Raw genomic sequence first — 23,505 nt, 5'->3', positions numbered from 1 at the left:
TTCGCAGGATCTCTCGAAAGGGAACACCCATGAGCACGTTCACCACTTCCGACGGCACGGACATCTTCTACAAGGACTGGGGCAGCGGGCAGCCCGTCGTCTTCAGCCACGGCTGGCCGCTCAACGGCGACGCGTGGGACGGGCAGATGAGGCTGGTCGCCGAGAACGGCTTCCGGGCCGTCGCGCACGACCGGCGGGGGCACGGCCGCTCCGGGCAGCCGTGGCAGGGCAACCACATGGACCAGTACGCCGACGACCTGGCCGAGCTCATCGAGACGCTCAACCTCAGCGACGTGATTCTGGTGGGCCACTCGACCGGCGGCGGCGAGGTGGCCCGCTACATCGGCCGGCACGGCACCGCGCGGGTCGCCAAGGCGGTCCTGCTGGGAGCGGTCCCACCACTGATGCTGAAGACGGACGCGAACCCGGAGGGCACGCCCATCGACGCCTTCGACGGCATCCGGGCCGGCGTCGAGGCGGACCGTTCGCAGTTCTACTGGGACCTCAGCGAGGCCTTCTACGGGTACAACCGCCCCGGCGCCACCGAGTCCGAGGGCGTACGCCGGGCGTTCTGGCTGTGGAGCATGCAGGTCGGGCTCAAGGGCGCGTACGACTGCATCAAGCAGTTCTCGGAGACCGACTTCACCGAGGACCTGGCCCGTATCGACGTGCCGACGCTCGTCGCGCACGGTGACGACGACCAGATCGTGCCGATCGCCGCCGCGGCCCTGAAGACGGCCCAGCTCGTCAAGGACGCCACGCTCAAGGTGTACCCGGGCGCTCCGCACGGCCTGGTGGGCGAGTTCGAGCAGGCCTTCAACGCCGATCTGCTGGACTTCATCCGCGGATGAGTGTGCGGTGAGCGGGCGACGGCACGCTCAACGACCGGACGAGAAAGGCGAGTTCATGAGACAGGAGAGTTCATGAGGCAGGAGGCTTCATGAGTCAGCGCCGTCACCGGCTGCCGGACGGCGCCGGTGGTACTGGCCCGGCCATCGACGCGGACAAGTTCCACGATGTCTTCGCGGCCCATCTCCCCCGGTCGACGACGTCGGTGATGGCGGTGTCCCAACGCCCGGTCAGCGCGCCTCCGCGTTCGGGGACACGGCCTGGGCGGCCGCTTGGCGGACCGTCCCGTCCTGGGCCTGGTGGCGACCGGTGACAGGGCCATCGCATCCGCCCTGGAGCGGTTCGAGGCCCAGCGCGCTGGCTTGCACACCGTCGAAGTGAACTCCTCGCATGTGGCGATGATTTCGCACCCCGACCTGGTCACGAAGCTTGGCAAGTCGGCGGCGGCAGCGACCGGCTGACGTCCGCTCACACAGCCTTCCCCCGAGCCCTCAGGCCGGGGGAAGACCTTCCCTCTCCGGGCTCCCGCTACCAGGATTCATTCGCAGTGCTCCGGTCTTCAGGCCGGCGGTGAAGCGAGTCTGATGGTGGCGACGCGGAGCGTCGCGGATTCTGGTCCGGCGGAGCCGGATGCCGCGTGTTCACCACCATGGCGCGGAGCGCCGCGATGGCTGGTCGCGGCGGAGCCGGGCGGTGCTCACACGGGCCGAGTATGGGTGAACACCTTGTGCCGGAGCTTGGTCACGAAGATCAAGTGCACATGTGTCACGCAAATACAGTGTCGGCCAGTTCTGATCTTCTACATCCCGCTGGTAACCCAAGTGTCTAGCGTGGCTGTCATGCAGCTTCGGTACGGCTTCCGCCTGTACCCGGACACCGCCCAACGCACTGCGCTGGCCCAGGCGTTCGGGTGCGCCCGCGTCGTGTTCAACGACGCCGTGCGCGCCAGCAGGCGCTGCGCGATGTCGAGGCCGCCTACAGGAACTTCTTCGCCTCCCTCAAGGGTGAGCGCCAGGGCGCGAAGATGGGTGCGCCCCGCTTCAAGTCCCGCAAGGACAACCGACAGTCGATCCGCTTCACGGCCAACGCCCGCTGGTCGATCACCGATTCCGGGCGGCTGAACCTTCCCAAGGTCGGCCCGGTGCGGGTGAAGTGGTCACGCACCCTGCCCACCCAGCCCTCCTCGGTCACCGTGATCAAGGACGCGGCCGGGCGGTACTTCGCCCCGTTCGTCATCGACACCGACCCGGCCGCCGACGCCACCCGGATGCCCGAGTCCGACCAGACCATCGGCATCGACCTGGGGCTCACCCACTTCGCCGTCCTGTCCGACGGCACGAAGATCGACTCCCCGCGGTTCCTGCGCCGCGCGGAGAAGAAACTCAAGAAGGCCCAGCGGGAGCTGTCCCGCAAACAGAAAGGCAGCAAGAATCGCGAGAAGGCCCGCCTCAAAGTCGCCCGCGCCCACGCAACGGTGGCTGACGCCCGCCGGGAGTTCCACCACCAGCTCTCCACGAAACTGAACCGCGACAACCAAGCGATCGGCGTGGAAGACCTGGCAGTCAGGGGACTCGCGCGCACCAGACTGGCCAAGAGTGTCCACGCCGCCGGATGGGCGCAGTTCGTGACCATGCTGGAGTACAAGGCGGCCCGGTACGGCCGGACCCTGGTCAAGACCGGCCGGTTCGAGCCCACCAGCCAGGTCTGCTCGGCCTGCGGTGCCAAGGACGGACCCAAGCCCCTGCACGTACGGTCATGGACCTGCACCGCCTGCGGTGCGGTCCATGACCGCGACCACAACGCCGCGAAGAACGTCAAAACGGCCGCCGGACTGGCGGTTGCAGCCTGTGGAGCGCAGGTCAGACCAGGACTCGTCCCGGCACAGCGCGACGAAACAGGAAGCCACGGATTCTCTCCCGAACCCCGTGCCGCGTAGCGGCACAGCAACGGACGAGAAGGCCAGAATCCTCGAGCTTCAGCCCGAGGAGCAAGTCAAACGATCAGGGAGTTGTGGATCTCGACCAGCGTCGTCTCGAACGGCGGCGTCCCGAGCTCCTGCGCGGCGGGGAAGATCACCTCTTCCGCGAAACGCCGGTACGCATCTTCCGACTCCCATACGTCGACGACCTGCCAGCCGCCTGCCACCCGGGGCGTGCCGAAGTGGGCGATGAGCCCGCTGGGTGGATTCGTACGGTCCGGGATCACCCGGTCGAAGATCGTGTTGTAGAGCTCCTTGTTCCAGTCGGCACCCTGGTTGTGCACCAAAACGGCCATCTCGGTTCCTCGATTCACCTGCGAAGACGTCTTGATTGCGACGCTATGTCGGCAGGTGGGCAGCGGCGAGCGCGGCTGGGCCGTCGGGCGGAACGGGACATCCACGGAGGCGCAGCGCTCTCACGCTCAGCGCTCCCCGGCGAACCGTGAGGCGACCGTGGTACCGCGCAGTGACCACGCCGAGACGGCGAGTCGCGGCCCGGTCGCCGTGCCGCGCAGATCAGACGCCATCGGGCACCCCGCCGGACAGCGCGGCCTTGACCTGGCGGGTGATGTCGTCGGCGAGCACTTCCTCGCGGCCGGCCTCGACGGCGTCGAGGACCTGGCGGGCGACGTCGGCGGCGCTGATCTTCGGCCCGTCGACCGTGGCCGCCATGTCCGTGTCGATGAACGCGGCGTGCACGCCCACCGTCAACGTGCCCTGCTCGCGCAGCTCTTCGCGGATCGCGTTCGTCATCGACCACGCGGCCGCCTTGGACACGCCGTACGCGCCGATGCCCGGGATCGTGTGCCACGACAGCACGGAGAGCATGTTGACCAGGGCGCCGCCGCCGTTCTTGGCGAGCACGGGGGCGAAGGCGCGGCTCATGGCGAGCGTGCCGAAGAGGTTCGTCTCCAGCTCGGCACGCGCTCCGTCGAGCGATTCGGCGGTGAGGAGCGAACCGCCGCGCACGATACCGGCGTTGTTGATGAGGAGGCCGGTGTCCGCGCACCGCTCCGCGGCCGCGGCGACGGCGGCCGGGTCGGTGATGTCCAGCTCAATGGGCGTGAGGCCAGGGTCGGTCACGGTCCTCGGGTCGCGGGCGGCCGCGTACACGGTGTGCGCGCCCCGCTCCAGGAGCGCGAGCGCGAAGGCGCGCCCCAGTCCACGGTTGGCGCCGGTGACGAGCGCGGTGGCTCCGGTGATGTTCATGAGGTCTCCTGTTACGGGCGTGAAGGCGGCCGCCACCAACCCAGTCAGTTTGAAAATCAGACTTACCATAACTCTGTGAGTTGGAAAAACAAATGCTCGCCCGGGCAGGTCTGCCCCCGACAGATGGACCTGGAGTTCCTAGACGGGCGTCGCGCCACCGCTCCGCGTGGCCACGACCATCCGGCATCGCGGGCTGCCGTCCCGCCGATACCCGAACTCGGGCAGGGCGTGGAGCTCCACCGCGAAGCCGGCCCATGCCAGCTCCCGCTGTACGTCGCCCAGGCGGAACGCCCGGTAGTACATGACGAACGGCGGACGCCAGAGGACATTGCGCACCCGCATCGCCGCGTCGAAACCCAGCAGGGCCCAGTACCAGGGCGAGCTCGGCCGGGGCGGGGCCGTGACCGGGAACGCGAAACGCCCGCCGGGGCGCAGCACGGAGTGGACCTGGGCGAACAGGCCCAGCAGCTCACGCGGCAGGAAGTGCCCGAAGGCGCCGAAGCTCACGACCAGGTCGAACACGCGGCCGAAGGGGAGGGCGCGGGCGTCGCCGCGCACCCAGGCGACCGACGGGCCGGGCTCCCCAATGACGGACGGCGGGTCGCCGGCAGGCAACCGCTCACGCCCGACCGTCAGCATCCCGGCACTGATGTCGACCCCGGTGACGCTCTCCCGGCACAGCGTCGCCAGGACGTCCATGCCCGCCCCTGTGCCGCAGCACAGATCGAGCCCGCTCTCGAACGGCCCCATGGGCCGCAGCGCTCCTCCCACCGCGTCGAGGATCGACTCCGGTGTCCGGAACGGTGTGTGGTCGAACTTCGGCGCCAGCAGGTCGTAGCCGTGTTCGACGGACGAAAGGGCCTGGACTGCCAGCTCCCGGAGGGTGGGACCTTGCGGGGTGAACATCGCCTTCAGCTTAGGGGCAGCGGGCGCCGTACGGGCTGATCTATGGTCCCCCGCATGACCTCGTTCCGTCCCGCCCCCGCATGGCTGGCCGACGCCGTCTTCTACCAGATCTACCCGCAGTCGTTCGCCGACTCGAACGGCGACGGCATCGGCGACTTCAACGGGATCGCCGAGCGCCTCGACCACCTCGCGTGGCTGGGCGTCAACACCGTGTGGCTCAACCCCTGTTTCGCCTCACCGTTCCGCGACGCCGGGTACGACGTCCGCGACTACCTGAGCGCCGCGCCCCGCTACGGCTCGAACGACGAGCTCGCCAGGCTGGTCGACGAAGCGGGCCGCCGCGGCATCCGCGTACTGCTGGACCTCGTGGCGGGTCACACCTCCGACGAGCACCCGTGGTTCAAGGCCGCGGCCGGCGATCCGGCCGACGACCGGTACATCTGGGCGCCCGAGGGCACCCCCGACGGTTTCGTCCCCTCCCCCGGGACCCGTCCGGGCGCGTACCTCCCGAACTTCTTCGCCTTCCAGCCCGCCCTCAACTTCGGCTACGCGCGCGAGAATCCGGCCGAGCCCTGGCGCCACCCGGTCGACGCGGAAGGCCCGCGCGCCAACCGGGCGGCCCTGCGCGCGGTCATGGACCACTGGCTGGGCCTCGGCCTGTCCGGTTTCCGCGTCGACATGGCCGCGTCGCTCGTGAAGGACGACCCCGGCAAGACGGAAACCGCCAGGGTCTGGAGGGAGTTGCGCCACTGGCTGGACGGCGCGCATCCGGACGCGGTGCTGCTCTCGGAGTGGGGCGAGCCCGAGGTGTCCGTCCGCGCGGGCTTCCACGCGGACTTCTTCCTCCAGTTCGGCGGCCCCACGGACGGCCTCGCCCTGCGCTCGCTGTGGAGCAACTCCGAGGGCACGGTCAACGAGGCCTGGGACCCGCTCGACTGCTTCTTCGACCCGGACGGTAAGGGCTCGCCCCGCCCCTTCCTCAAGACCTGGGAGCAGGCCGCCGCAGCCCTCGGCGACAGCGGCTTCATCTCCCTGCCCACCGCCAACCACGACTTCTCCCGCCTCAACTGCGGCCCCCGCACGGCCGGCCAACTCCCCGCCGCCTTCGCCTTCCAGCTCACCTGGCCGACCCTTCCGGCGATCTACTACGGCGACGAGATCGGCATGCGCTACGTCCCGGGCCTGCCCGACAAGGAGGGCAGCGTCCTCGGCCCCCGCTACAACCGCGCGGGCTCCCGCACCCCCATGCAGTGGGACGACAGCCCGGGCGCCGGTTTCTCCACTGCCCCGTCCGACCGCCTCTACCTCCCCCTCGATCCTTCCCCGGAGCGCCCGACGGTCGCCGCCCAACTCGCCGACGACACCTCCCTCCTGCATCACGTACGCCGCCTGATCGCGCTCCGCACCAGCACACCCGAGCTGGGCCCGGGCGGCTCGGTGGAGGTACTGCACGCCGGGTACCCGTTCGTGTACGTGCGGGGCGGGCGGTACCTCGTGGTCGTCAACCCGCGGCGGGATGCGGCGAGTCACGACGTCGACGGCGCCCGGGACGCCGGGGCCCTGGAGGCCTCCGGCGTCCACATCGAGGGCGCGACGATCACCGCGGGCGGATTCGCGTACGGGATCTTCGACCTCCGGTCCGCGGACTAGCTCACCGTCAGCACGATCGCACCGGAGTAGCTGCCGCCCGCCGCGATCGCCGTCGCGGTGCCGTCGACCGTCATGGTCACGGACTGGCCGCGCGGCGCCTTCACCGCCGCGCCGGAGGCCACGGTCAGCTTGGTCAGGTACGAGATGCCGGTCACCGTCCAGGCCGAGCCGCTGTTCAGCTGCACGATCACGCCGTTGTTGACGGCCGCCTGGACGGTGTTGGTGACCTCGCCCAGCTCGTAGAAGGTCGAGGAGTCGATCGAGGAGACGTGGTGCTTGGCCTTCGTCGCCGAGATGGCTCCCTGGACGGTGGAGTCCTCGAAGGTCAGGACCATGTTCTTGCCCTTGCGCATGCCGTTGTAGAAGTCACCCTTCAGGGCGATGGAGGTGAAGGTGGCGGCTCCGTCGGCCGTGTGGACCGTGGTCGTGTCGAAGGTGGAGTCCTTGGCCGGGTCGTCCGTGGGCTCGGTGTAGACGCCGACGTTCATCATCTTGCCGTTGACATTCACCGGGCCCGGGTCGTCCAGCTCGATCATCTGCAGGACGATGCCGTTGCGCGGGTTGAGCCGGGCGCCCTGCGAGCCGTCCACGGTGATCGTGGTCTGCTGGCCCTTGTTGAGGAAGGTCGACTTCTCGGAGTTGATGACCGTGCCGCCGTCGAGCTTCAGGGTGCCGGCGCCGAAGAACATATAGCCGAAGTGACCCGAGTTCACGGTCGTGCTCCGGACCGGGAGGGCCGCCAACTCGGCGTTGCTCAGACCGAGTTCCAGCTCGGTGTTGAGCGCGGCGACCGCGTCGCGGGTGCTGTCGCCGTAATGCACGGACGCCGCGGGGCCCGCGATGATGGTCGCGTAGCTGCCGACGTCGAACTGCGAGCCGAGCACCCGCACGGTCGCGTCGCCGATGGCGTAGGTGCCGTAGCCGTACTCCCCGGTGTTGCCGACATGGCTGTTGATCGCGGTCAGCTTCAGACCGCTGCCGCCCTCGACCGAGAGGGCGCCCCAAGTCTCCGAGAAGACCGACGAGTTGAGGTAGGTGGCTCGGCTGCTCTTGCCGATGAGGTTGGTGGCGCGCACATTGCCGTCGAGGCCGAGCATCCACGGCACCGACTCCATGTACGGGGTCTCGACGGTGGCCTGGTAGTCGCTGGGCAGTACGCCGTTGCGGGCGCGGACGGCGGAGTTCTTGACGATCACGTTCGCACCGTTGTTGGAGATGACGCCGGTGCGCACGACCCCCTTGGTCGCGATGCGCGCGCCGTCCAGGACCAGCTTGGTCGCCGATCCGTCGCCGACGACGGCGGCGCCGTATCCGGCGAAGTCGCAACGGCCGTTGCCCGTGAGGGAGATGGTGGGGCCGGTGAGCGTGTAGTCGGCGTCCTGCACGAAGACGCCGTCGAAGCACTCGCCGGTCGAGGTGATGGAGATGTTCTTGGCGAGGGTGTTGGTGAGCTTTCCGCCGAGCACACCTGCGAGGACCGACTTCGCGGTCGCGACACCGTCGGCGTCCACGTACACGGCCTGCCGGAAGGGGAAGGTGAGGGTCTGGTAGGTCACTTCGTTGGCCTCGGCCACGGTGAGTACGACGTCGCCCCGGTAGGTTCCGGCCGAGATCAGGGTGTCCGTGCCGCCCGTCTCGGTCAGCAGCTGGCCGGTCTCCACTCCGTCGACGGTCAGCGTGACGCTGTAGCCGTCGGGCGCGGCGATCTTTCCGCCTTCGGCGATGGACAGCTCGCTCACCCGGGTCGTCGTGGAGAGCTCGTACGTCTCGTCGGCTCCCACGGAGATCTTGTTCTTGGTGGACGCCGAGGGCGCGGCGGTGGCGGAGGCCGCCGGAACCAGCAGGGCTCCAGCCGTGGCCGTACCGGCGATAAGGAACGAGCGTCGGGTGATCAGCGTCATTGCGTGCCTTCCCAGGGAATGAGTGCGCCATCGCGCAGCGTGACCGGCCGGCCGTCGAAATGACCACGGGGACGGCTCGGGCGGAGGCACCGGAGGTGCGCACGACGGAGTGAATCAGCCCCGCACACCAGGGAATAGGCGCCGTACACACGCATACCGGAGCCCGATGCCTCGGATCACGCAGCCCACTTCATGGCGGTCACACAGAGTCGCCACAGCGCGTGCCGGCGGGCACGCACGACGACGAGGCGGGCGGCCTGAGCCGTCCACCTCGTCGTTCAGCGGCACTGGGGAACTACGCCGGGGCGATCATCCCCGCCGACAGGTCGATGTCCGCCCCGCACAGCCCCGGCATGGCGAGCATCGCCACCAGCGCGCGGGCGACCTCGTCCTCCTCCACCAGCCGGTTCAGGGCGGCGCGCGAGGCGAAGTCCCGCTCGGCGTCCTGCACGGTGGTGCCGGTGAGTTCGGCCGTCAGGCGGAAGTTGCGGTCCATGCGCGGACCCCGAACCGGGCCCGGGGAAAGGGAGTTGACGGACACGCCGTGGGGTCCGACCTCTCCCGCGAGTGTCCGGGTCAGGCCGAGCAGTGCCATCTTGGAGGCGGTGTACGGGGTCCGGTTGAGCAGGGGCCGTTTGCCGCTCACGGAGGCGATGTTGACGATGTCTCCGCGCCCGGCCGCGATCATCGGCGGCAGGAAGGCGCGGCACAGCAGGTAGACGCCGCGTACGTTGGCCGCGAACACGTCGTCCCACTCGTCCGGTTCGATGTCCGTGAGCGGCTTCACCGGGCCCGCGACGCCGGCGTTGTTGACGAGCAACGACACGTCCTCGTCGGCGAGTTCCGCAGCCAGGGCCCGCACCGAGTCCGGATCGGAGACGTCGCACACCGCCGTCCGGGCCCGGCCGCCCTCCTTGACCACCCGGGTCGCCGCGTCGGCGAGGGCCTGTTCGCTCCGGCCCACGAGGATCACCCGGGCGCCGGCTCCCGCCAGGGCGAGCGCGAAGGCCCGCCCCAGCGGTCCGCCGCCGCCCGTGATCAGCGCCGTACGCCCGCGCAGCGTCATGCGCCGTTCCAGGGCAGCTCGTCGCCCGCGGCCTTCGCGGCCCGTACGTCTCCCGAGCGGGCGTGCCCCTCGAACAGCTCGACGCGCGAGGCGCGCCCGCACAGCCGGCCGATCAGGGCCTGCGAACCGGTGTCGGTGACCTCCTGGTACGTCACCGTCTTGAGGTACTTCCCCACCCACAGGCCGCCGGTGTAGCGGGCGGCACCTCGGGTCGGCAGCACATGGTTGGTGCCGATGACCTTGTCGCCGAAGGACACACAGGTGCCCTCGCCGAGGAACAGGGCGCCGTACTGGGTCATCTTCTCCAGCGCCAGCCGCGGCTCGGCGGTCAGCACCTCCACGTGCTCGAAGGCGAACTCGTCGGCGAGCGCGTACATCTCGTCGAGCGTGTCGACGACATGGACCTGTCCGTGGTCGCGCCAGGCGGGCCCGGCGAAGTCACGGGTGGGCATGCCGGGGAGGATCCGCTCGACCTCCGCGATCGTCTTCTCGGCGACCTCGCGCGAGGTGGTGATGAGCACGGCCGGCGAGTCGGGGCCGTGCTCGGCCTGGGAGAGCAGGTCGACGGCGCAGACGAAGGGGTCGGCGTCGTCGTCCGCGAGGACCAGGATCTCGGTCGGGCCGGCGAACAGGTCGATGCCGATCTCGCCGAAGAGCTGCCGCTTCGCCTCGGCGACGTACGCGTTGCCGGGCCCGGCGATCAGGTTCACCGGCTGCATGGTGTCGGTGCCGACGGACATCGCGGCGACCGCCTGCACCCCGCCGAGCAGCCAGATCTCGTCCGCGCCCGCGAGGTGCGCGGCGGCGACGGTGGCCGCCGGTATCTCGCCGCGGATCGGCGGCGTGCAGGCGACGACGCGCGGCACGCCCGCGACCTTCGCCGTCACGATGGTCATGTGCGCGGAGGCGGTGAGCGGGTAGCGGCCGCCGGGGATGTACGCGCCCGCCGCCTGCACCGGGATGTGCTTCTGGCCGAGCCGGACGCCCGGCAGGGTCTCCACCTCGAACTCGCCCATGGAGGCGAACTGGTGGCGGGCGAAGGAGCGCACCTGGTCCTGGACGAAGCGGATGTCGTCGATGACCTGCTGCGGGACCGACGCGACGATCTTCTCGATGTCCTCGTCGGACAGCCGGAAGGAGTCGGGGCTCCACTTGTCGAACTTCTCGGAGTACGCGCGTACGGCGTCGTCGCCGCGCTCGCGGATGTCGGCGATGACACCCGACACGGTCTCGCGCACCTGGTCCAGCGAGGCGGTGACCTCCGCCTTGGGGACGGCATTCTTCAGGATCGTTGCCACAACTGCGGCCTTTCTGAGGGTGGTTGGGCTGAGTGGGAGCGCGGTTAGACGGGAGGCGCGTCGAAGAGCACGTCGGGGTCGTTGAACTGCTCCTTGGCGACCGACTCGCTCATCGGGTCGGCGGTGCCCCACTGGTCCTGGGTGATCGGGTCGTCCACGTCGTGGCGGCCCGGGTGCCACAAGTCCTCTTCGAGGACGGCGAGTTCGGTCGTGTACTCGACGGTGTTGCCGTGCGGGTCGTGGAAGTACGCGAAGGTGTTGTCGCCCGCGAGGTGGCGTCCCGGACCCCAGGTCAGCCGGGTCCCGGCACGCAGCGCCCGCCCGGTGCCACGCATGTACTCCTCGACACCGCGCATCTCGAACGAGGCGTGGTGCAGCGAGACATGGGGTCCGCGTGCAATGGCGAAGGAGTGGTGGAGCGGGCTGCACCGCAGGAAGTACATGAGGTCGCCCATGTGCGTCGAGTACAGGGTGTCCGTGAGCCGGAAGCCGAGGTGCTCGACGTAGAAGTCCCGCAGCCCTTCCGGGTCCTGGGAGTTGACCACGCAGTGCGAGAGGCGGACGGGGATCGCCTCGCGCTCCTCGATCTTGCGGTGAACGCGGGTCTCGACGTCCGCCGAGACCTCCACGACCCGGCCGTCCGGATCGAAGAAGCGGAAGCCGTAGCCGCCGCCCGGGGTGTCCAACACCCCTGGTTCATTGATGAGTTGAACCCCGGCGTGGCCGAGCCGCACATGCAGCTCGTCCACGGCGGCCGGTGACACGGCACCGAACGCGACCAGGTCCATCCGCTTCCGCTCGTCCTTGCGGATACGGACGATGTACTGCTCGGGACTGCCCTCGGCGGCGAAGAACGCGATACCACTGTCGTTCGCGACCTCGGTCAGGCCCCAGGTGGTGCCATAGAAGGCGCGCTGCCTGTCGAAGTCCGGTACGGCCAGGTCGACATGGCGCAGATGGGTGATGGGCTGGAAGGTGGTCACTGTCCGCTCCTGACGGTGTTGCGCTGGTGGCCGAGGCCCGTGATCTCCGACTCCATGACGTCCCCGGGCTTGAGGAAGACGCCCCAGTGCGCGCCGTTGCCCGCCGGGGAACCGGTGAGCAGCAGGTCGCCGGGGCGCAGGGTGGTGGTCGAGGAGACGTAGGCGATGAGCCGGGGAATGTCGAAGATCATGTCCTTGGTGGACTCGTCCTGGCGGACAACTCCGTTGTGGCGCAGGGTGATCCGTACGTCCGAGGGGTCGCCGACGAAGGCGGCCGGTACGAGGAAGGGGCCGGTCGGCAGGAAGGTGTCGGCGTTCTTGGCGGTGAACCAGTCGGTGCCGATGGCCTTCAGGTCGGGCCGGTAGAGCCGGTCGCGGGTGGTGAGGTCGTTGCAGATGGTGTACGCGGCGACGTACCGCATCGCCTCCTCGGCGGGGATGTTCCTGCCCGGCTTGCCGATGACGAGGGCGAGTTCGAGCTCCCAGTCGTGCTGTTCGCCCTGCTCGGGCAGCACGATGTCGTCGTAGGGTCCGCAGATGGCGCGCGGCGAGCCGAGGAAGACGTACGGCACTCCGCTGCGGATCCGCTCGTCCATCATCTTCTCGGCGTCGGCGCGTGCCTCCTCGGGCGTGGCACCGTGCACACTCTCCTTCTCGGCGGCCACCAGGTCCACGACGTGCTTGCGGTAGTTGGCGCCGCTCTGCAGGATCTGGCCGGGCTCGAGGGGCGCGAGGATGCGCAGACCGGCGAGGTCGTACCAGGTCGAGGAGGCTTCCTGGGACAGCTCCGTCAGACGCGGGAAGAGGTCGTCCCAGTCCTCGATCACGGCGCGCACGGACAGGGCGAGGTCGGACAGGTCGCGCACCAGGGACCCGACGACCAGGCCCGGGAAGACCCGGGAGTCGTCCCCGAACGTGCCGAGGGCGAATGGTCCGGCGTGGGAGGGAAGTCGGTCTGGCACGGGCGGTCTCCTCGTACGGCGGGGTGGCTTGCCACCGTGGTGCGGGAACGGGTGGCTTGCCCTCGACGCTAGGCAGCGCAGGGGGTGCGGCGGAAATAGCGATCCGCGATGCCTGGCATCAAGGCCCCGCGAGCCCTGTGATCAGCGGCCCATCGTCGTACGGGATGGATGACGTCCCCCTTGCCGATGCCTCGATCCGTTGACCCTGCATCGATCGCCCAAGCAGGCTCGGAGCACCCCACCGAACCGAGGAGCGAGTGTGATCGTCGAGCATGCCGAGCTGACCGTCGAGGCCGGTCGTGAGGAGGACTTCGAGGCCGTCTTCGAGAAGGCGCGCGAGGTGCTGGCCGAGGCCGACGGCTTCCGCTGGGCCGAGCTGCTGCGCTGCGTGGAACGGCCGCGGACGTTTGTGCTGCTGGTCGGCTGGGAGTCCGTCGAGGCCCACACCGTGGGGTTCCGCGAGTCGGAGCGTTTCCAGCGGTGGCGGTCCCTGGTCGGCCCGTTCTTCGCCGAGCCGCCCGCCGTCGAGCACTACCGGGAGCTCGGCGCCCGCTTCGCCGGCTGACCGCACCACTCGTCTCTCTTCTACGTTCGCAAGGATCGCTCATGCCCGTACAAAAGGTGCTCGTCGTCGGTGGCGGCATCACCGGAAGCGTGCTGTCTCTCGCGCTCGCCCAGCGCGGCGCCGAGGTCGAGCTCGCCGAGATTTCGCCCCAGTGGTTCGGTGTGGGCCACGGCATCACCGTCCAGGGCAACGCCCTCAAGGCGCTGCGCTCCGTGGGCGTACTGGACCGGGTGCTCGCCCGGGCCGTCCCCTTCGACCGGATGCGGCTGCGCCGGGCCGACGGCGAGCTGATCACCGAGCTGTCCACCCCGCACACCGGAGGCCCCGATCTTCCGTCGACGGCGGGCGCGCTGCGCTCGGACCTCCAGGACGCGCTGTGCGACGCGGTGTACGCGCACGGGGTCCGTGTGCGCCTCGGGCTGAGCGTCGAGAAGCTCGACGAGTCCGCCGACCACGTGGATGTCACGTTCACCGACGGCTCCAGCGGACGCTACGACCTGGTCGTGGGCGCGGACGGCATCAACTCGAAGATGCGCGCGATGATCGGGATCACCACCAAGCCCCGTCCGGTCGGCATGTCGATCTTCCGGGTGGTCGCGGAGCGCCCGGCCGAGATGGACTGCGCGGAGGTGTACTACGGCGGCCCGCGCTTCAAGGCCGGGTACAGCCCCATCTCGTCCGACCAGTGCTACGCGTACCTCCTCGACGAGAACCTGGACGCCTCGCTGATCGGCCCGCGCGTCCCCCTGTCGCTGCTGCGCGAGCGCGGCGCCGGATACGGGGGCACCTGGGGCAAGATCCTCGCCTCGCTGCCCGACGACACCACGGTCGACTACCGGTGGATCGAGGCGATCCTCGTCGACGAACCCTGGCACCGCGGCCGTACGGTGATCATCGGCGACGCGGCGCACGCGTGCCCGCCGCTGATCGCGCAGGGCGCGGCGATGTGCGCGGAGGACGCGGTGGTGCTCGCCGAGCTGGTCACCGGCGAGGAGCCGCTCGACCGGGCGCTCGACACGTTCATGGCGCGCCGGCTGCCCCGGGTGCGGATCGTGCTGGAGAACTCGCTGCGCCTCGCCGACTGGGAGATCCACCCGGGCACGCCCGGCGCCGACCCCGGCCGGATCATGTCGGAGACGCTCGACTACCTGACGGCGGCGGCATGAGCACGCCTGTGGTCGACTTCCACGGCCATCTCGCCGTCCCCGCCGCCGACGCCCTGTGCGCGGGAGCCCCCGGCCTCGCCGCCGAACTGGCCGCCGAACAGCGGGCCCACTCCCCCGCGTCACTGGCCGTCAACCGTGCCCAACTCCAGTGCCTGGCACCCAAGTTGACGGACGTCGAGGCCCGGCTCGCCGACCTGGACGCGATGGGCGTCGACATCCAGGTGGTCGGCCCGATGCCGATGCACCACTACTGGGCGGACGCGGATCTCGCCGTACGCCTGGCACGCACCGTCAACGAGGCGGTGACCGCGCACTGCGCCCAGGCGCCCGAGCGGCTGTACGGCCTGGGCACGGTTCCGCTCCAGCATCCCGACCTCGCGGTCGCCCTGCTGGACAAGGCGGTCACCGAGTACGGCCTGTACGGCATCAGCGTGTCGACGACCGTGGACGGCCGGGAGCTGGCCGACCCGGCGCACGATCCGGTGTGGGAGAAGGCCGAGGAGCTGGGCGCGGTCGTGTTCGTGCACCCCTGGGGCTGTTCGCTCGGGGAGCGCCTTGCCACCCACTACCTCGGCAACACGGTCGGTCAGCCCGTCGAGACGACGGTGGCGCTGTCGCACCTCATCTTCACCGGCGTCCTGGACCGCTTCCCGCGCCTGAAGCTGGTCGCGGCGCACGGCGGCGGCTATCTGCCGACGTACATCGGCCGCTCCGACCATGCCTGGCACGCGCGCGAGGACGCGCGCGGCTGTGCCGAACCGCCGAGCGCGTATCTGCGGCGGATGTGGTTCGACGCGCTCGTCTACACCCCGCGCGCCCTGCGCCATCTGGTCGAGGAGGTCGGCGCGGACCGGGTGGTCCTCGGCACGGACTTCCCCTTCGACATGGGCGTCGACGATCCGGTGGCCCGGCTGGACGCCGCCGGACTGCCGGCCGCCGACCGTGCCGCCGTCGCCGGGGGCAACGCTCTGGACCTGCTGATGAAAGGACGTACCCGATGAGCCTCGGTCCCATCGAGGAGGAGCTCGCCAAGGCCCGTTCCGCGTACCGCAACTGGGGTCGCTGGGGCGAGGACGACGTGCTGGGCACGCTCAATTTCATCGACGACGCGATACGGGCGCACGCGGCGAGCCTGGTCCGCCGCGGCCGGTCGTTCTCGCTCTCCCAGGAGTTCAACGAGGACGGCCCGCAGCGTGGTTTCCGCGGCCGGATCAACCCCGTCCACTACATGAAGGACACCGGCTCGGACGCGGCCGCCGGAACGCAGGGCTTCCCGCACGGCTTCGGCGGCGCCGACGACCACATCGTGATGCCGCTCCAGGCTTCCACGCAGTGGGACGGCCTGGGTCACATCTACGACAACAAGCAGGCGTGGAACGGCCGTCCGTGCACCATCGTCAACGGCAACGGCGACTCGGTCACCGGCATCGAGCACATGAAGGACGCCTTCACCGGGCGCGGTGTGCTGCTCGACGTGGGCCGTGCGGTCGGCGACGAACACGGCGAACTCCCGGACGGCTTCCCCATCCTGGAGGAGCATCTGCGGGCCACGATCGAGGCGCAGGGCGCGACCTCGTCCGTACGACGCGGAGACCTGGTCCTGATCCGCACGGGCCAGCTCGGCCGGGTGCGGCGGCTGGGCGACTGGGGCGGGTACGCCGCCGGCGACGCCCCCGGCCTCTCCTTCACCACGCTGGGCTGGCTGCACCGCACCGAGATCGCGGCGATCGCCTCCGACACGTGGGGACTTGAGGTGCGGCCCTACGAGTTCCCCCAGCCCGCCATGTCTCCACTGCACCAGATCGCGATCCCCAACATGGGCCTCCCGCTGGGTGAGATGTGGGACCTGGAGGAGCTGGCCGAAGACTGCGCGGCGGGCGGTGTCTACGAGTTCCTGCTGGTCGCGGCGCCCCTGCCGGTGACCGGTGCGGTGGGCGCCCCCGTCAACCCGATCGCGATCAAGTGAGTGAGCAGCCCATGCACGACAACCGTTTCTCCGGCACCCTCCACTTCCCGGTGACGAGGATTACGAGGAGGCGTGCTTCGGGCGGGTCTTCAACGCCCGCCGCCCGTCGGACCGTTCACCCGCGGCCGTCCTGAAGGCCGTCTGCGAGCAGGACGTCGCCGAAGGGGTGCGGCTCGCGATCGAGCGCGGCTGGCAGGTCGCCGTCCGCTCCGGAGGGCACAGCTGGGCGGCCTGGTCGGTGCGCGAAGAGGCGCTGCTCATCGATCTCGGGGGTTTCCACGAGCTGTCGTACGACGAGACGACCGAGATCGTGACGGCCACCACCAGCGTGAAGGGCGGCGACGAACTCAACCCGTATCTGGGCACGTTCGGCCGGTTCTTCAACGGCGGGCACTGTCCGTCCGTCGGCATCGGCGGCTTTCTGCTCCAGGGCGGACAGGGCTGGAACGCGCGTGGCTGGGGCTGGGCGGCCGAGAACATCGTCGCCCTCGACATCGTCACCGCCGAGGGCGAGCTGGTCCACGCGGACGAGACGCACCACAGCGATCTGTTCTGGGCGGCACGGGGTGCCGGGCCGGGCTTCTTCGGGGTGGTCACCCGTTTCCACCTGCGTACGCGCCCGCTGCCCAAGCATCTGGCGCACACCGTGCACGCGTACCCGCTCGGCCTCTTCGACGAGGTCATGACCTGGCTGCACGGCATGCACCACACGGTCTCCGACCTGGTGGAGATCGTCGCGCTGACGCAGACCCCGCCCGACGGTGACGGGCCGGTGCTGCTGGTCACGGGCGTGTCGATGACCGACACACCCGAGCAGGCCGCCGAGGCGCTGGCCCCGCTGCACGCCAATCCGTACGCGGACCGGGCGCTGTTCCGGATCGAGGCACAGCCGACCACACTGGCCGAGCAGCTCCAGGGCCAGCGGGCCGCCAACCCCGAGGGCCACCGCTACCTCGTCGACAACGCCTGGCTCACCGGGACCGCCGGCGAGGTCGTCCCGGCGATCCGCAAGGCGTTCACCGAACAGCCGACCCGGCAGACCTTCACCATCTGGTTCTCGATGGCCCCGCTGCGCGAACTCCCCGACATGGCCTTCTCGTTGCAGTCGGAGATCTACTGCGCGACGTACGTCATCCACGACGAGCCCGGGCGGGACGCCGAGCTGCGCGGCTGGCTCGACGAGGCGATGGCCGCGATGCAGCCGGTCACCGCCGGTCAGTACCTCGGGGACTCCGACTTCACCGTCCGGCAGCTGAAGTTCATGGGCGACGAGCAGTGGGAGCAGCTCCAGGAGATACGGGCCATGCGCGACCCCAAGGGCCTGTTCGCGGGATATCTGAGCGCGGGCTCCGTCACCAACACCAACCACTGGGAGCAGTGAGTCATGCGGTTCACGACATACGCGTACGAGGGCGTGGAGCGCGCCGGGGTCGTCCGGGACGGGATCATCCATCCGCTGCCCGAGGGGGTGACGGTGCTGGAGCTCATCGAGCAGGAGGCGCTCCAGCATGCCGGCTCCGAAGCGCTGGCCGCAGACAGCGATTTGACGGTTGATCAGGTGCAGCTGCTGCCGCCGTTGAAGCCCCCGTCCATCCGGGACTTCGTCGGCTTCGAGGCGCACATCGAGGGCGTCGCCAAGTCGCTGGACGGCCTGGAGCACGTGCCCGAGGAGTGGTACCGGGCGCCGAACTTCTACTTCACCAATCCGCACGCGGCGTACGGCGCGCACGACGACGTGCCGATTCCGGCCGGCTGCTCGGTGCTCGACTTCGAGCTGGAGGTGGGCGCGGTCATCGGCCGTCCGGGCCGGGACCTCACCCCCGAGGAGGCCCGCGAGCACATCGTCGGCTACCTCGTCTTCAACGACTGGTCGGCCCGCGATCTGCAGAAGCCGGAGAAGAACCTCGGCCTCGGCTTCTCCAAGGGCAAGGACTTCGCCAACACCCTCGGCCCCTTCCTGGTCACCGCCGACGAGGTGGCGGACCGGCGCGACCCGGACGGCTTCCTCGACCTGGAGATGACCGTCACCCTCAATGGCGAGCTGATCGGCCGCGACACCCTGGCGAACGTCTCCTGGACCTTCGAGGAGATGACCGCGTACGCCGCCCGCGACGCCTGGGTGCGTCCCGGCGACATCCTCGGCTCGGGCACCTGCGGCTGGGGTGCGCTCGCCGAGTTCTGGGGCCGTGTCGGGGAGCGCACTCCCCCGCCGCTGAAGCCCGGCGACGAGGTGACGCTGACCGTGGAACGTCTCGGCAGCCTCTCCAATCGCATCGTCCCCGGGCGTACGGACGTGTATCTGCCCCGCGCCCGCAAGCGGGGGCGGACACCGAGGCCGTAGCACGCAGAGCTGTGCCGAGCCCGTGCGGGAGCTGTGTCCGCGCGGGCCCTTCGGCATGCGTGTATTCGCTGGTCCGATGGGTGTCATTGGTCTTTGTGAGTTTTCTCTTACAGGCCTTCCTCGCCGGGGAACGCGTCATTACGCTCGCGTTTCACCGATGCTTCAAGGACGTGGCCGGAAGGGGACACCCGTGGGTCTCGGAGCGATAGATCTCAATCTTCTGGTGGCGCTGGAAGCACTGCTGGAGGAGAAGAACGTCACGCACGCCGGTGTCCGGCTCTCCACCAGCCAGTCCGCGATGAGCGGCTCGCTGGCCCGGCTGCGGCGGCACTTCAACGACGAGCTGCTGGTGCGCGTGGGCCGCGAGTACGAGCTCACCCCGCTCGCGGAGCGGCTCCTGCCGGTCGTCCAGGCCTCCCTCTACAAGGCCGAGGAGGCGATGTCGCTGACCCGCAGCTTCGACCCGCGGCGCAGCAGGCAGCGCTTCTCCGTCGTGATGTCGGACTACGTGATGACGGTGTTCGTGGAGCCGCTGCTGCGCGTCATCGCCCGTGAGGCGCCCGGCGTCCGCATCGACTTCCATCCCCTGGTGCACGGGCAGCCCGAGAGCGAGACGCATCTGCGCTGCCACGACCTGATGGTGGTGCCGCTCGGCTACCGGCTGCCCGGGATCAGCGAGGCCGTGATGCACGACCGCTTCGTGTGCATCGTCGACCCCGACAATCCGCGCCTGGTCGACGGCCGGCTCACGCTGCGCGATCTGGCCGAGCTGCCGCATGCCGCGTCGGCCTTCGGCAAGAGCCTCACCCCCGCCGACCGCCAGCTGGAGACCCTCGGCATCGTGCCGAAGGTGCAGGTCAGCGCGCCGGGCTTCAGCGTGCTGCCGTTCCTGGTGGGCGGCACGGACCTGGTGGCGATGGTGCCGGAGCGCCTCGCCCAGCGGTACGAGGGCTTCGCCCGCTGTGTGACCGTGCCGGCGCCCTTCCCCGACGTACCCCTGGTGGAGGCCATGTACTGGCACCACAACCGGCACGCCGATCCCGCGCACCGATGGCTGCGGGAGACCGTGCGCAAGGTGGGCGTCTCGCTCGACGAACCCGCACCCACGCTCGACGCGGCCGCGCCGGCGGAGTCGGTCGAGATCGCCGACGTGGATGCCAGCCATGAGGAACGTGCGTTTCCGGAGCTGGCCCCGGCTTCCTAGCGTGGTGCGGGAACCCGCATCCCGTACCCCCTGGAGGAAGCCGTGAGCCGCACGCGCCTGGCCGGTCGCACCGTCGTCATCACCGGAGCCGCGCAGGGCCAGGGGGCCGTCGAGGTGGCGGCCGCGGCCCGGGAGGGCGCCTCGGTCGTGGCGACGGACGTCCTCGACGAACCGGGCGAGAAGCTGGCCGCCTCACTTCGCGCCGACGGCCTCGACGTGCGCTACCAGCACCTGGACGTGTCGTCCCCGGACGACTGGGCGACGCTCGCGGCGTCGCTCTCCGAGGTGCACGGCCTCGTCAACAACGCCGGAATCCCCATGCGCGCCCGCCTCGGATCGGTCGAGCTCGCCGACTGGAACCGGGCGTTCGCCGTGAACACCACCGGCCCGATGCTCGGCATCCAGGCCCTCGCCCCCCTGATGGACAAGGGCTCCTCCATCGTCAACGTCGGTTCGGTCGCGGGCCTCACCGCCCATCACGCGGTCGCGTACACGGCCAGCAAATGGGCGTTGCGCGGCCTGTCCAAGGTGGCCGCCCTGGAGCTGGCGCCCCGTGGCATCCGTACGAACGTGATCCACCCCGGCTACATCGAGACCCCGCTGATGGCCACCGCGAACCCCGTCTTCACCCAGGCGCACCTCTCGATGACTCCGCAGGGCCGCCCCGGCAGCTGCGACGAGGTCGCCCCGTTGGTCGTGTACCTCCTCTCGGACGAGGCGTCGTATGTGAACGGCGCCGAGATCACCGTGGACGGCGGCTACTCGGCGCACGGCGGGGTGAAGGCGATCACGAACGCGCTCGACTCGCAGTGACCGCGCGGGGGCCGGAAGCGGTGACGGTGGCGCTCATCGGTCAGCCTCCCAGGCGCAGGCCCGCGAGCCAGACGTCCGGGGCGCCCGGTCCGTCACCGGCCGCCGGCCCGTGCGGTACCGACTCGGGCGGGGCGGCGGGTGTCCGGCGCATCGGCCTCCGGAGCCGGGGAGGCAGCAGGGCGAGGAACGTGCGGGTGCGGTGCGTGGGCACGAGGGTGGTCATGGGAGCCTCCGGTGTCGTGAGGTGCTTTCACCCCACCGACGAGCGGCCCCTACGCCGATCGACACTCCGCCAGCCGTTTCTCCAGAAAGCGTCGCTCGGCGTCGTTCTCCACCAGTTCCAGCGCCCTGGCGTACGCCTGCGCTGCCTCCACCAAGCGCCCGGCACGCCGCAGCAGGTCCGCGCGCGTGGCGGGCAGTAGGTGGTAGTCGTCCAGCTCGCCCTCCGCCTCCAGCTCCGCCACCCTCGCCAGCCCCGCTTCCGGGCCCTCGGCCATGCCCACGGCGACCGCCCGGTTGAGGCGCACCACGGCGGACGGCACGAAGCGCTCCAGCTCGCCGTACAGCGCCGCGATGTCGGCCCAGTCCGTGTCCTCGGCCGTCTCGGCGGTGGTGTGGCAGGCGGCGATGGCGGCCTGGATCTGGTACGGGCCCGGACGCCCGCGGCGCAGGGCGGTCTCCAGCAGGGCGGCGCCCTCGTCGACGGCTGCCTTGTCCCAGGCCGTACGGTCCTGGTCCTCCAGCGTCACCAGTTCGCCCGCCGCGTCGACCCGTGTGCCGCGCCGGGCGTCGTGCAGCAGCAACAGTGCGAGCAGACCCAGCGCTTCGGGCTCGTCGGGCATCAGGCGGGCCAGGACGCGGGCCAGCCGGATCGCCTCCGCGCACAGGTTCGTCCGCACCAGGTCGGCGCCTGACGTGGCCGCGTACCCCTCGTTGAAGAGGAGGTAGACCACGCCGAGCACACCCGTCGTGCGCTCGGGCAGCAGATGCGCGGGCGGTACGCGGTACGGGATGCCGGCGTTGCGGATCTTCCGCTTGGCACGCACCAGGCGCTGCGCCATCGTCGCCTCGGGGACGAGGAAGGCCCGGGCAATCTCGGGTGTGCTCAGCCCGGCGAGGGTGCGCAGGGTCAGCGCGACCCTGGCCTCGATGGGCAGCGCGGGATGGCAGCAGGTGAAGATCAGCCGCAGCCGGTCGTCCTGGACCCCGCTGTCGTCGCCGTCGTACTCCGGGTCGTACGGCCCCTCGTCCCGCGCCAGCACCGCCACCTCCCGCAGTTTCGCCGCCCCGACCGCCTCCCGGCGCAGCACGTCGAGAGCGCGGTTGCGGGCGGTCGTGGTCAGCCAGGCGCCGGGGCGGCGCGGTACTCCGTCGCGCCGCCACCGGGCGAGTGCCTGGGCGAAGGCGTCCTGCGCGCACTCCTCGGCGAGGTCCCAGTCGCCGGTCACCCGGATCAGGGTGGCGACGACCTGGCCCCATTCCTCGCGGAAGGCGGCGTCGACCGCCTCCTCGACGCCGTCGTCGTTCACTCCCAGACCGGCCGCACCTCCACCGAGCCGCCGCCCAGCGCCGCCGGGTGCCGGGACGCGAGCGCGATGGCCTCGTCGAGGTCGGCGACCTCGATGATGTCGAAGCCCGCGACATACTCCTTGGACTCCACGAACGGACCGTCGCTGAGCAGGACTTCGTCGCCCTGGACGCGCACGGTGGTGGCGTCGGTGGCCGGCCGCAGTCGCGCGCCGCCCTTCACCACGTCGCGGCCGCGGACCTCGTCGATGTACGAGGTGAAGCGGGGGTCGTCGGCGATCTCCTCCGGGCTGAGCTCCTCGCCGCCGACGGGGGCGCAGATGAAGAACACGTACTTCATGACTGGCCCTCCGGGTTTCCCTGGATTCCGGCGTCGAACGGGACCGAGGTGTGCTGGTGGACGATCTGCCACTTGTCGCCGGCGGCCCGGTAACCGGTGGTCACCCGCGCCGTGGTGTCCAGTGAGTCGCCGCCGGTGAGCGTGGCCCGCATCCGTACGAGCGCGTGGCTGAACGCGACGCTCTCGTCGACCCGGACGCGGAAGTCGAGTACTTCGCGCTCCACGGGTCCGACGAGCGACGCCCACCACCACTCCTCCGCCTTGCGCAGGGCGTCGATCCCGCGCTGTTCGAGACCACTCACGGGGTGGAAGACCTCGACGTCAGGGGCGTAGCAGGCCATCGCCCGGTCGATGTCGTGCTCGCGGGCGGCGGCGGTCAGCTCCGCGTCGAGCCGGCGGATCTCCCCCTCGGTGTCCTCGTCGTCCCAGAACGCGCGCACCTCCATGGCCCCGATGGACGCCACGGGATGCTTGGCGGCCGCCTCGACGGCTTCCTCCAGGCTGTCGCACTCGAGGATGTCGTAGCCGGCGACGTACTCCTTCGTCTCCGCGAACGGCCCGTCGGTGCGCAGCACCTCACCGTCGCGCACCCGCACGGTGACCGCGTCGGCGGGGAGCCGCAGCCGGTGCCCGTGCAGCCGTACGCCGCGCTCGGCGCCCAGCTCCTCGACCCAGGGTTCGACGGGTGCCATGCCCGAGGCGTCGGCGGTGTCGTCGCCGCAGACCAGCAGCATGTACTTCATGGTTCCTCCCGGTGCTCTTGAGCTTCCTACACCGCACC

Annotated in this window: 23 protein-coding genes and 1 pseudogene; 12 read left to right on the top strand and 12 right to left on the bottom strand. The window is 70.2% G+C overall.

Annotated features, from left to right (window positions below):
* Window positions 1-29: 29 nt before the first annotated feature.
* From OIC96_RS43185 to OIC96_RS43175, 3 genes and pseudogenes are all read left to right on the top strand, one after another.
* Window positions 30-851 carry an alpha/beta fold hydrolase gene (locus tag OIC96_RS43185; protein WP_330302593.1) on the top strand — a complete coding sequence of 274 codons (822 nt, stop codon included), beginning with the start codon at window positions 30-32 and terminating at the stop codon, window positions 849-851.
* A gap of 270 nt (window positions 852-1,121) precedes the next feature.
* Window positions 1,122-1,310, top strand: coding sequence for a hypothetical protein (locus OIC96_RS43180; RefSeq protein WP_330302594.1), 189 nt, complete (start codon window positions 1,122-1,124; stop codon window positions 1,308-1,310).
* A gap of 378 nt (window positions 1,311-1,688) precedes the next feature.
* Window positions 1,689-2,785: pseudogene (locus OIC96_RS43175) on the top strand (RNA-guided endonuclease InsQ/TnpB family protein).
* 56 nt (window positions 2,786-2,841) lie between these two features.
* Here OIC96_RS43175 and OIC96_RS43170 read toward each other — a convergent pair.
* The 3 genes from OIC96_RS43170 to OIC96_RS43160 all read right to left on the bottom strand — a co-directional run bounded on the left by OIC96_RS43170 (window position 2,842) and on the right by OIC96_RS43160 (window position 4,942).
* The gene (locus OIC96_RS43170) at window positions 2,842-3,123 is read right to left on the bottom strand and encodes a hypothetical protein (RefSeq protein ID WP_330302595.1); all 282 of its coding nucleotides are present in this window, start codon (window positions 3,121-3,123) and stop codon (window positions 2,842-2,844) included.
* 220 nt (window positions 3,124-3,343) lie between these two features.
* Window positions 3,344-4,036 (bottom strand): SDR family oxidoreductase, encoded by a 693-nt coding sequence (locus OIC96_RS43165; protein ID WP_330302596.1) that lies wholly within the window; start codon window positions 4,034-4,036, stop codon window positions 3,344-3,346.
* A 138-nt stretch (window positions 4,037-4,174) separates the two neighbouring features.
* Window positions 4,175-4,942: a class I SAM-dependent methyltransferase gene (locus tag OIC96_RS43160; protein ID WP_330302597.1), complete on the bottom strand. Its 768-nt coding sequence runs from the start codon at window positions 4,940-4,942 to the stop codon at window positions 4,175-4,177.
* A gap of 54 nt (window positions 4,943-4,996) precedes the next feature.
* Between OIC96_RS43160 and OIC96_RS43155 the strand changes: the two genes are divergently transcribed.
* Window positions 4,997-6,592 carry an alpha-amylase family glycosyl hydrolase gene (locus OIC96_RS43155; protein WP_330302598.1) on the top strand — a complete coding sequence of 532 codons (1,596 nt, stop codon included), beginning with the start codon at window positions 4,997-4,999 and terminating at the stop codon, window positions 6,590-6,592.
* Here the strand turns inward: OIC96_RS43155 and OIC96_RS43150 are convergent.
* From OIC96_RS43150 to OIC96_RS43130, 5 genes are all read right to left on the bottom strand, one after another.
* Window positions 6,589-8,493, bottom strand: a complete 1,905-nt coding sequence (locus tag OIC96_RS43150; RefSeq protein WP_330302599.1) for a hypothetical protein — start codon at window positions 8,491-8,493, stop codon at window positions 6,589-6,591. The genes OIC96_RS43155 and OIC96_RS43150 overlap by 4 nt on opposite strands.
* 295 nt (window positions 8,494-8,788) lie before the next feature.
* Window positions 8,789-9,559, bottom strand: a complete 771-nt coding sequence (locus OIC96_RS43145; RefSeq protein WP_330302600.1) for an SDR family NAD(P)-dependent oxidoreductase — start codon at window positions 9,557-9,559, stop codon at window positions 8,789-8,791.
* Window positions 9,556-10,857 (bottom strand): histidinol dehydrogenase, encoded by a 1,302-nt coding sequence (gene hisD / locus OIC96_RS43140; protein ID WP_330302601.1) that lies wholly within the window; start codon window positions 10,855-10,857, stop codon window positions 9,556-9,558. Before hisD ends, OIC96_RS43145 begins: the two co-directional genes overlap by 4 nt.
* Before the next feature lie 44 nt (window positions 10,858-10,901).
* On the bottom strand, window positions 10,902-11,840 hold the full coding sequence (locus OIC96_RS43135; protein ID WP_330302602.1) for a VOC family protein: 939 nt from the start codon (window positions 11,838-11,840) through the stop codon (window positions 10,902-10,904).
* Entirely contained in the window at window positions 11,837-12,802 is a 966-nt protein-coding gene (locus OIC96_RS43130; protein WP_330302603.1) for a fumarylacetoacetate hydrolase family protein, read from the bottom strand. Before OIC96_RS43130 ends, OIC96_RS43135 begins: the two co-directional genes overlap by 4 nt.
* 259 nt (window positions 12,803-13,061) lie before the next feature.
* On the opposite strand from OIC96_RS43130, the gene OIC96_RS43125 reads away from it, so the two are divergent.
* The 8 genes from OIC96_RS43125 (at window position 13,062) to OIC96_RS43090 (ending at window position 20,857) form a co-directional block, all read left to right on the top strand.
* Entirely contained in the window at window positions 13,062-13,367 is a 306-nt protein-coding gene (locus OIC96_RS43125) for an antibiotic biosynthesis monooxygenase family protein (protein ID WP_330302604.1), read from the top strand.
* A gap of 41 nt (window positions 13,368-13,408) precedes the next feature.
* On the top strand, window positions 13,409-14,533 hold the full coding sequence (locus OIC96_RS43120; RefSeq protein ID WP_330302605.1) for an FAD-dependent monooxygenase: 1,125 nt from the start codon (window positions 13,409-13,411) through the stop codon (window positions 14,531-14,533).
* Window positions 14,530-15,534 carry an amidohydrolase family protein gene (locus OIC96_RS43115; protein ID WP_330302606.1) on the top strand — a complete coding sequence of 335 codons (1,005 nt, stop codon included), beginning with the start codon at window positions 14,530-14,532 and terminating at the stop codon, window positions 15,532-15,534. The genes OIC96_RS43120 and OIC96_RS43115 overlap by 4 nt, the downstream gene beginning before the upstream one ends.
* Window positions 15,531-16,499, top strand: coding sequence for a cyclase family protein (locus tag OIC96_RS43110; protein ID WP_330302607.1), 969 nt, complete (start codon window positions 15,531-15,533; stop codon window positions 16,497-16,499). The genes OIC96_RS43115 and OIC96_RS43110 overlap by 4 nt, the downstream gene beginning before the upstream one ends.
* Before the next feature lie 166 nt (window positions 16,500-16,665).
* The gene (locus OIC96_RS43105) at window positions 16,666-17,880 is read left to right on the top strand and encodes an FAD-binding oxidoreductase (RefSeq protein WP_330302608.1); all 1,215 of its coding nucleotides are present in this window, start codon (window positions 16,666-16,668) and stop codon (window positions 17,878-17,880) included.
* Between the two features lie 3 nt (window positions 17,881-17,883).
* Complete coding sequence (locus tag OIC96_RS43100) at window positions 17,884-18,840, top strand: fumarylacetoacetate hydrolase family protein (RefSeq protein WP_330302609.1); 957 nt, start codon at window positions 17,884-17,886, stop codon at window positions 18,838-18,840.
* A 190-nt stretch (window positions 18,841-19,030) separates the two neighbouring features.
* Window positions 19,031-20,044 carry a LysR family transcriptional regulator gene (locus OIC96_RS43095; protein WP_330302610.1) on the top strand — a complete coding sequence of 338 codons (1,014 nt, stop codon included), beginning with the start codon at window positions 19,031-19,033 and terminating at the stop codon, window positions 20,042-20,044.
* 42 nt (window positions 20,045-20,086) lie between these two features.
* The gene (locus OIC96_RS43090; protein ID WP_330302611.1) at window positions 20,087-20,857 is read left to right on the top strand and encodes an SDR family NAD(P)-dependent oxidoreductase; all 771 of its coding nucleotides are present in this window, start codon (window positions 20,087-20,089) and stop codon (window positions 20,855-20,857) included.
* 40 nt (window positions 20,858-20,897) lie between these two features.
* Here OIC96_RS43090 and OIC96_RS43085 read toward each other — a convergent pair whose 3' ends face one another.
* From OIC96_RS43085 to OIC96_RS43070, 4 genes are read right to left on the bottom strand one after another with little or no spacing between them, the layout of a single operon-like run.
* Window positions 20,898-21,080, bottom strand: coding sequence for a hypothetical protein (locus OIC96_RS43085; protein ID WP_330302612.1), 183 nt, complete (start codon window positions 21,078-21,080; stop codon window positions 20,898-20,900).
* A 49-nt stretch (window positions 21,081-21,129) separates the two neighbouring features.
* On the bottom strand, window positions 21,130-22,386 hold the full coding sequence (locus OIC96_RS43080; protein WP_330302613.1) for an RNA polymerase sigma factor: 1,257 nt from the start codon (window positions 22,384-22,386) through the stop codon (window positions 21,130-21,132).
* Window positions 22,383-22,724 (bottom strand): YciI family protein, encoded by a 342-nt coding sequence (locus tag OIC96_RS43075; protein WP_330302614.1) that lies wholly within the window; start codon window positions 22,722-22,724, stop codon window positions 22,383-22,385. The genes OIC96_RS43080 and OIC96_RS43075 overlap by 4 nt, the downstream gene beginning before the upstream one ends.
* Complete coding sequence (locus OIC96_RS43070) at window positions 22,721-23,467, bottom strand: nuclear transport factor 2 family protein (RefSeq protein WP_330302615.1); 747 nt, start codon at window positions 23,465-23,467, stop codon at window positions 22,721-22,723. Before OIC96_RS43070 ends, OIC96_RS43075 begins: the two co-directional genes overlap by 4 nt.
* Between the last annotated feature and the right edge of the window lie 38 nt (window positions 23,468-23,505).

Source organism: Streptomyces sp. NBC_00775 (assembly GCF_036347135.1).
GTDB classification, from domain to species: domain Bacteria; phylum Actinomycetota; class Actinomycetes; order Streptomycetales; family Streptomycetaceae; genus Streptomyces; species Streptomyces lutosisoli.
Note: the sequence above shows the minus strand (reverse complement) of the source record. Positions and strands in the feature narration are given on the sequence as shown.

Excerpts from the sequence above, each read along its gene's own strand:
- OIC96_RS43185 (WP_330302593.1), top strand. The coding sequence starts at position 30 with ATGAGCACGTTCACCACTTCCGACGGCACGGACATCTTCTACAAGGAC.
- OIC96_RS43170 (WP_330302595.1), bottom strand. The coding sequence starts at position 3,123 with ATGGCCGTTTTGGTGCACAACCAGGGTGCCGACTGGAACAAGGAGCTC.
- OIC96_RS43165 (WP_330302596.1), bottom strand. The coding sequence starts at position 4,036 with ATGAACATCACCGGAGCCACCGCGCTCGTCACCGGCGCCAACCGTGGA.
- OIC96_RS43160 (WP_330302597.1), bottom strand. The coding sequence starts at position 4,942 with ATGTTCACCCCGCAAGGTCCCACCCTCCGGGAGCTGGCAGTCCAGGCC.
- OIC96_RS43155 (WP_330302598.1), top strand. The coding sequence starts at position 4,997 with ATGACCTCGTTCCGTCCCGCCCCCGCATGGCTGGCCGACGCCGTCTTC.
- OIC96_RS43150 (WP_330302599.1), bottom strand. The coding sequence starts at position 8,493 with ATGACGCTGATCACCCGACGCTCGTTCCTTATCGCCGGTACGGCCACG.
- OIC96_RS43145 (WP_330302600.1), bottom strand. The coding sequence starts at position 9,559 with ATGACGCTGCGCGGGCGTACGGCGCTGATCACGGGCGGCGGCGGACCG.
- OIC96_RS43120 (WP_330302605.1), top strand. The coding sequence starts at position 13,409 with ATGCCCGTACAAAAGGTGCTCGTCGTCGGTGGCGGCATCACCGGAAGC.
- OIC96_RS43115 (WP_330302606.1), top strand. The coding sequence starts at position 14,530 with ATGAGCACGCCTGTGGTCGACTTCCACGGCCATCTCGCCGTCCCCGCC.
- OIC96_RS43110 (WP_330302607.1), top strand. The coding sequence starts at position 15,531 with ATGAGCCTCGGTCCCATCGAGGAGGAGCTCGCCAAGGCCCGTTCCGCG.
- OIC96_RS43100 (WP_330302609.1), top strand. The coding sequence starts at position 17,884 with ATGCGGTTCACGACATACGCGTACGAGGGCGTGGAGCGCGCCGGGGTC.
- OIC96_RS43085 (WP_330302612.1), bottom strand. The coding sequence starts at position 21,080 with ATGACCACCCTCGTGCCCACGCACCGCACCCGCACGTTCCTCGCCCTG.
- OIC96_RS43075 (WP_330302614.1), bottom strand. The coding sequence starts at position 22,724 with ATGAAGTACGTGTTCTTCATCTGCGCCCCCGTCGGCGGCGAGGAGCTC.
- OIC96_RS43070 (WP_330302615.1), bottom strand. The coding sequence starts at position 23,467 with ATGAAGTACATGCTGCTGGTCTGCGGCGACGACACCGCCGACGCCTCG.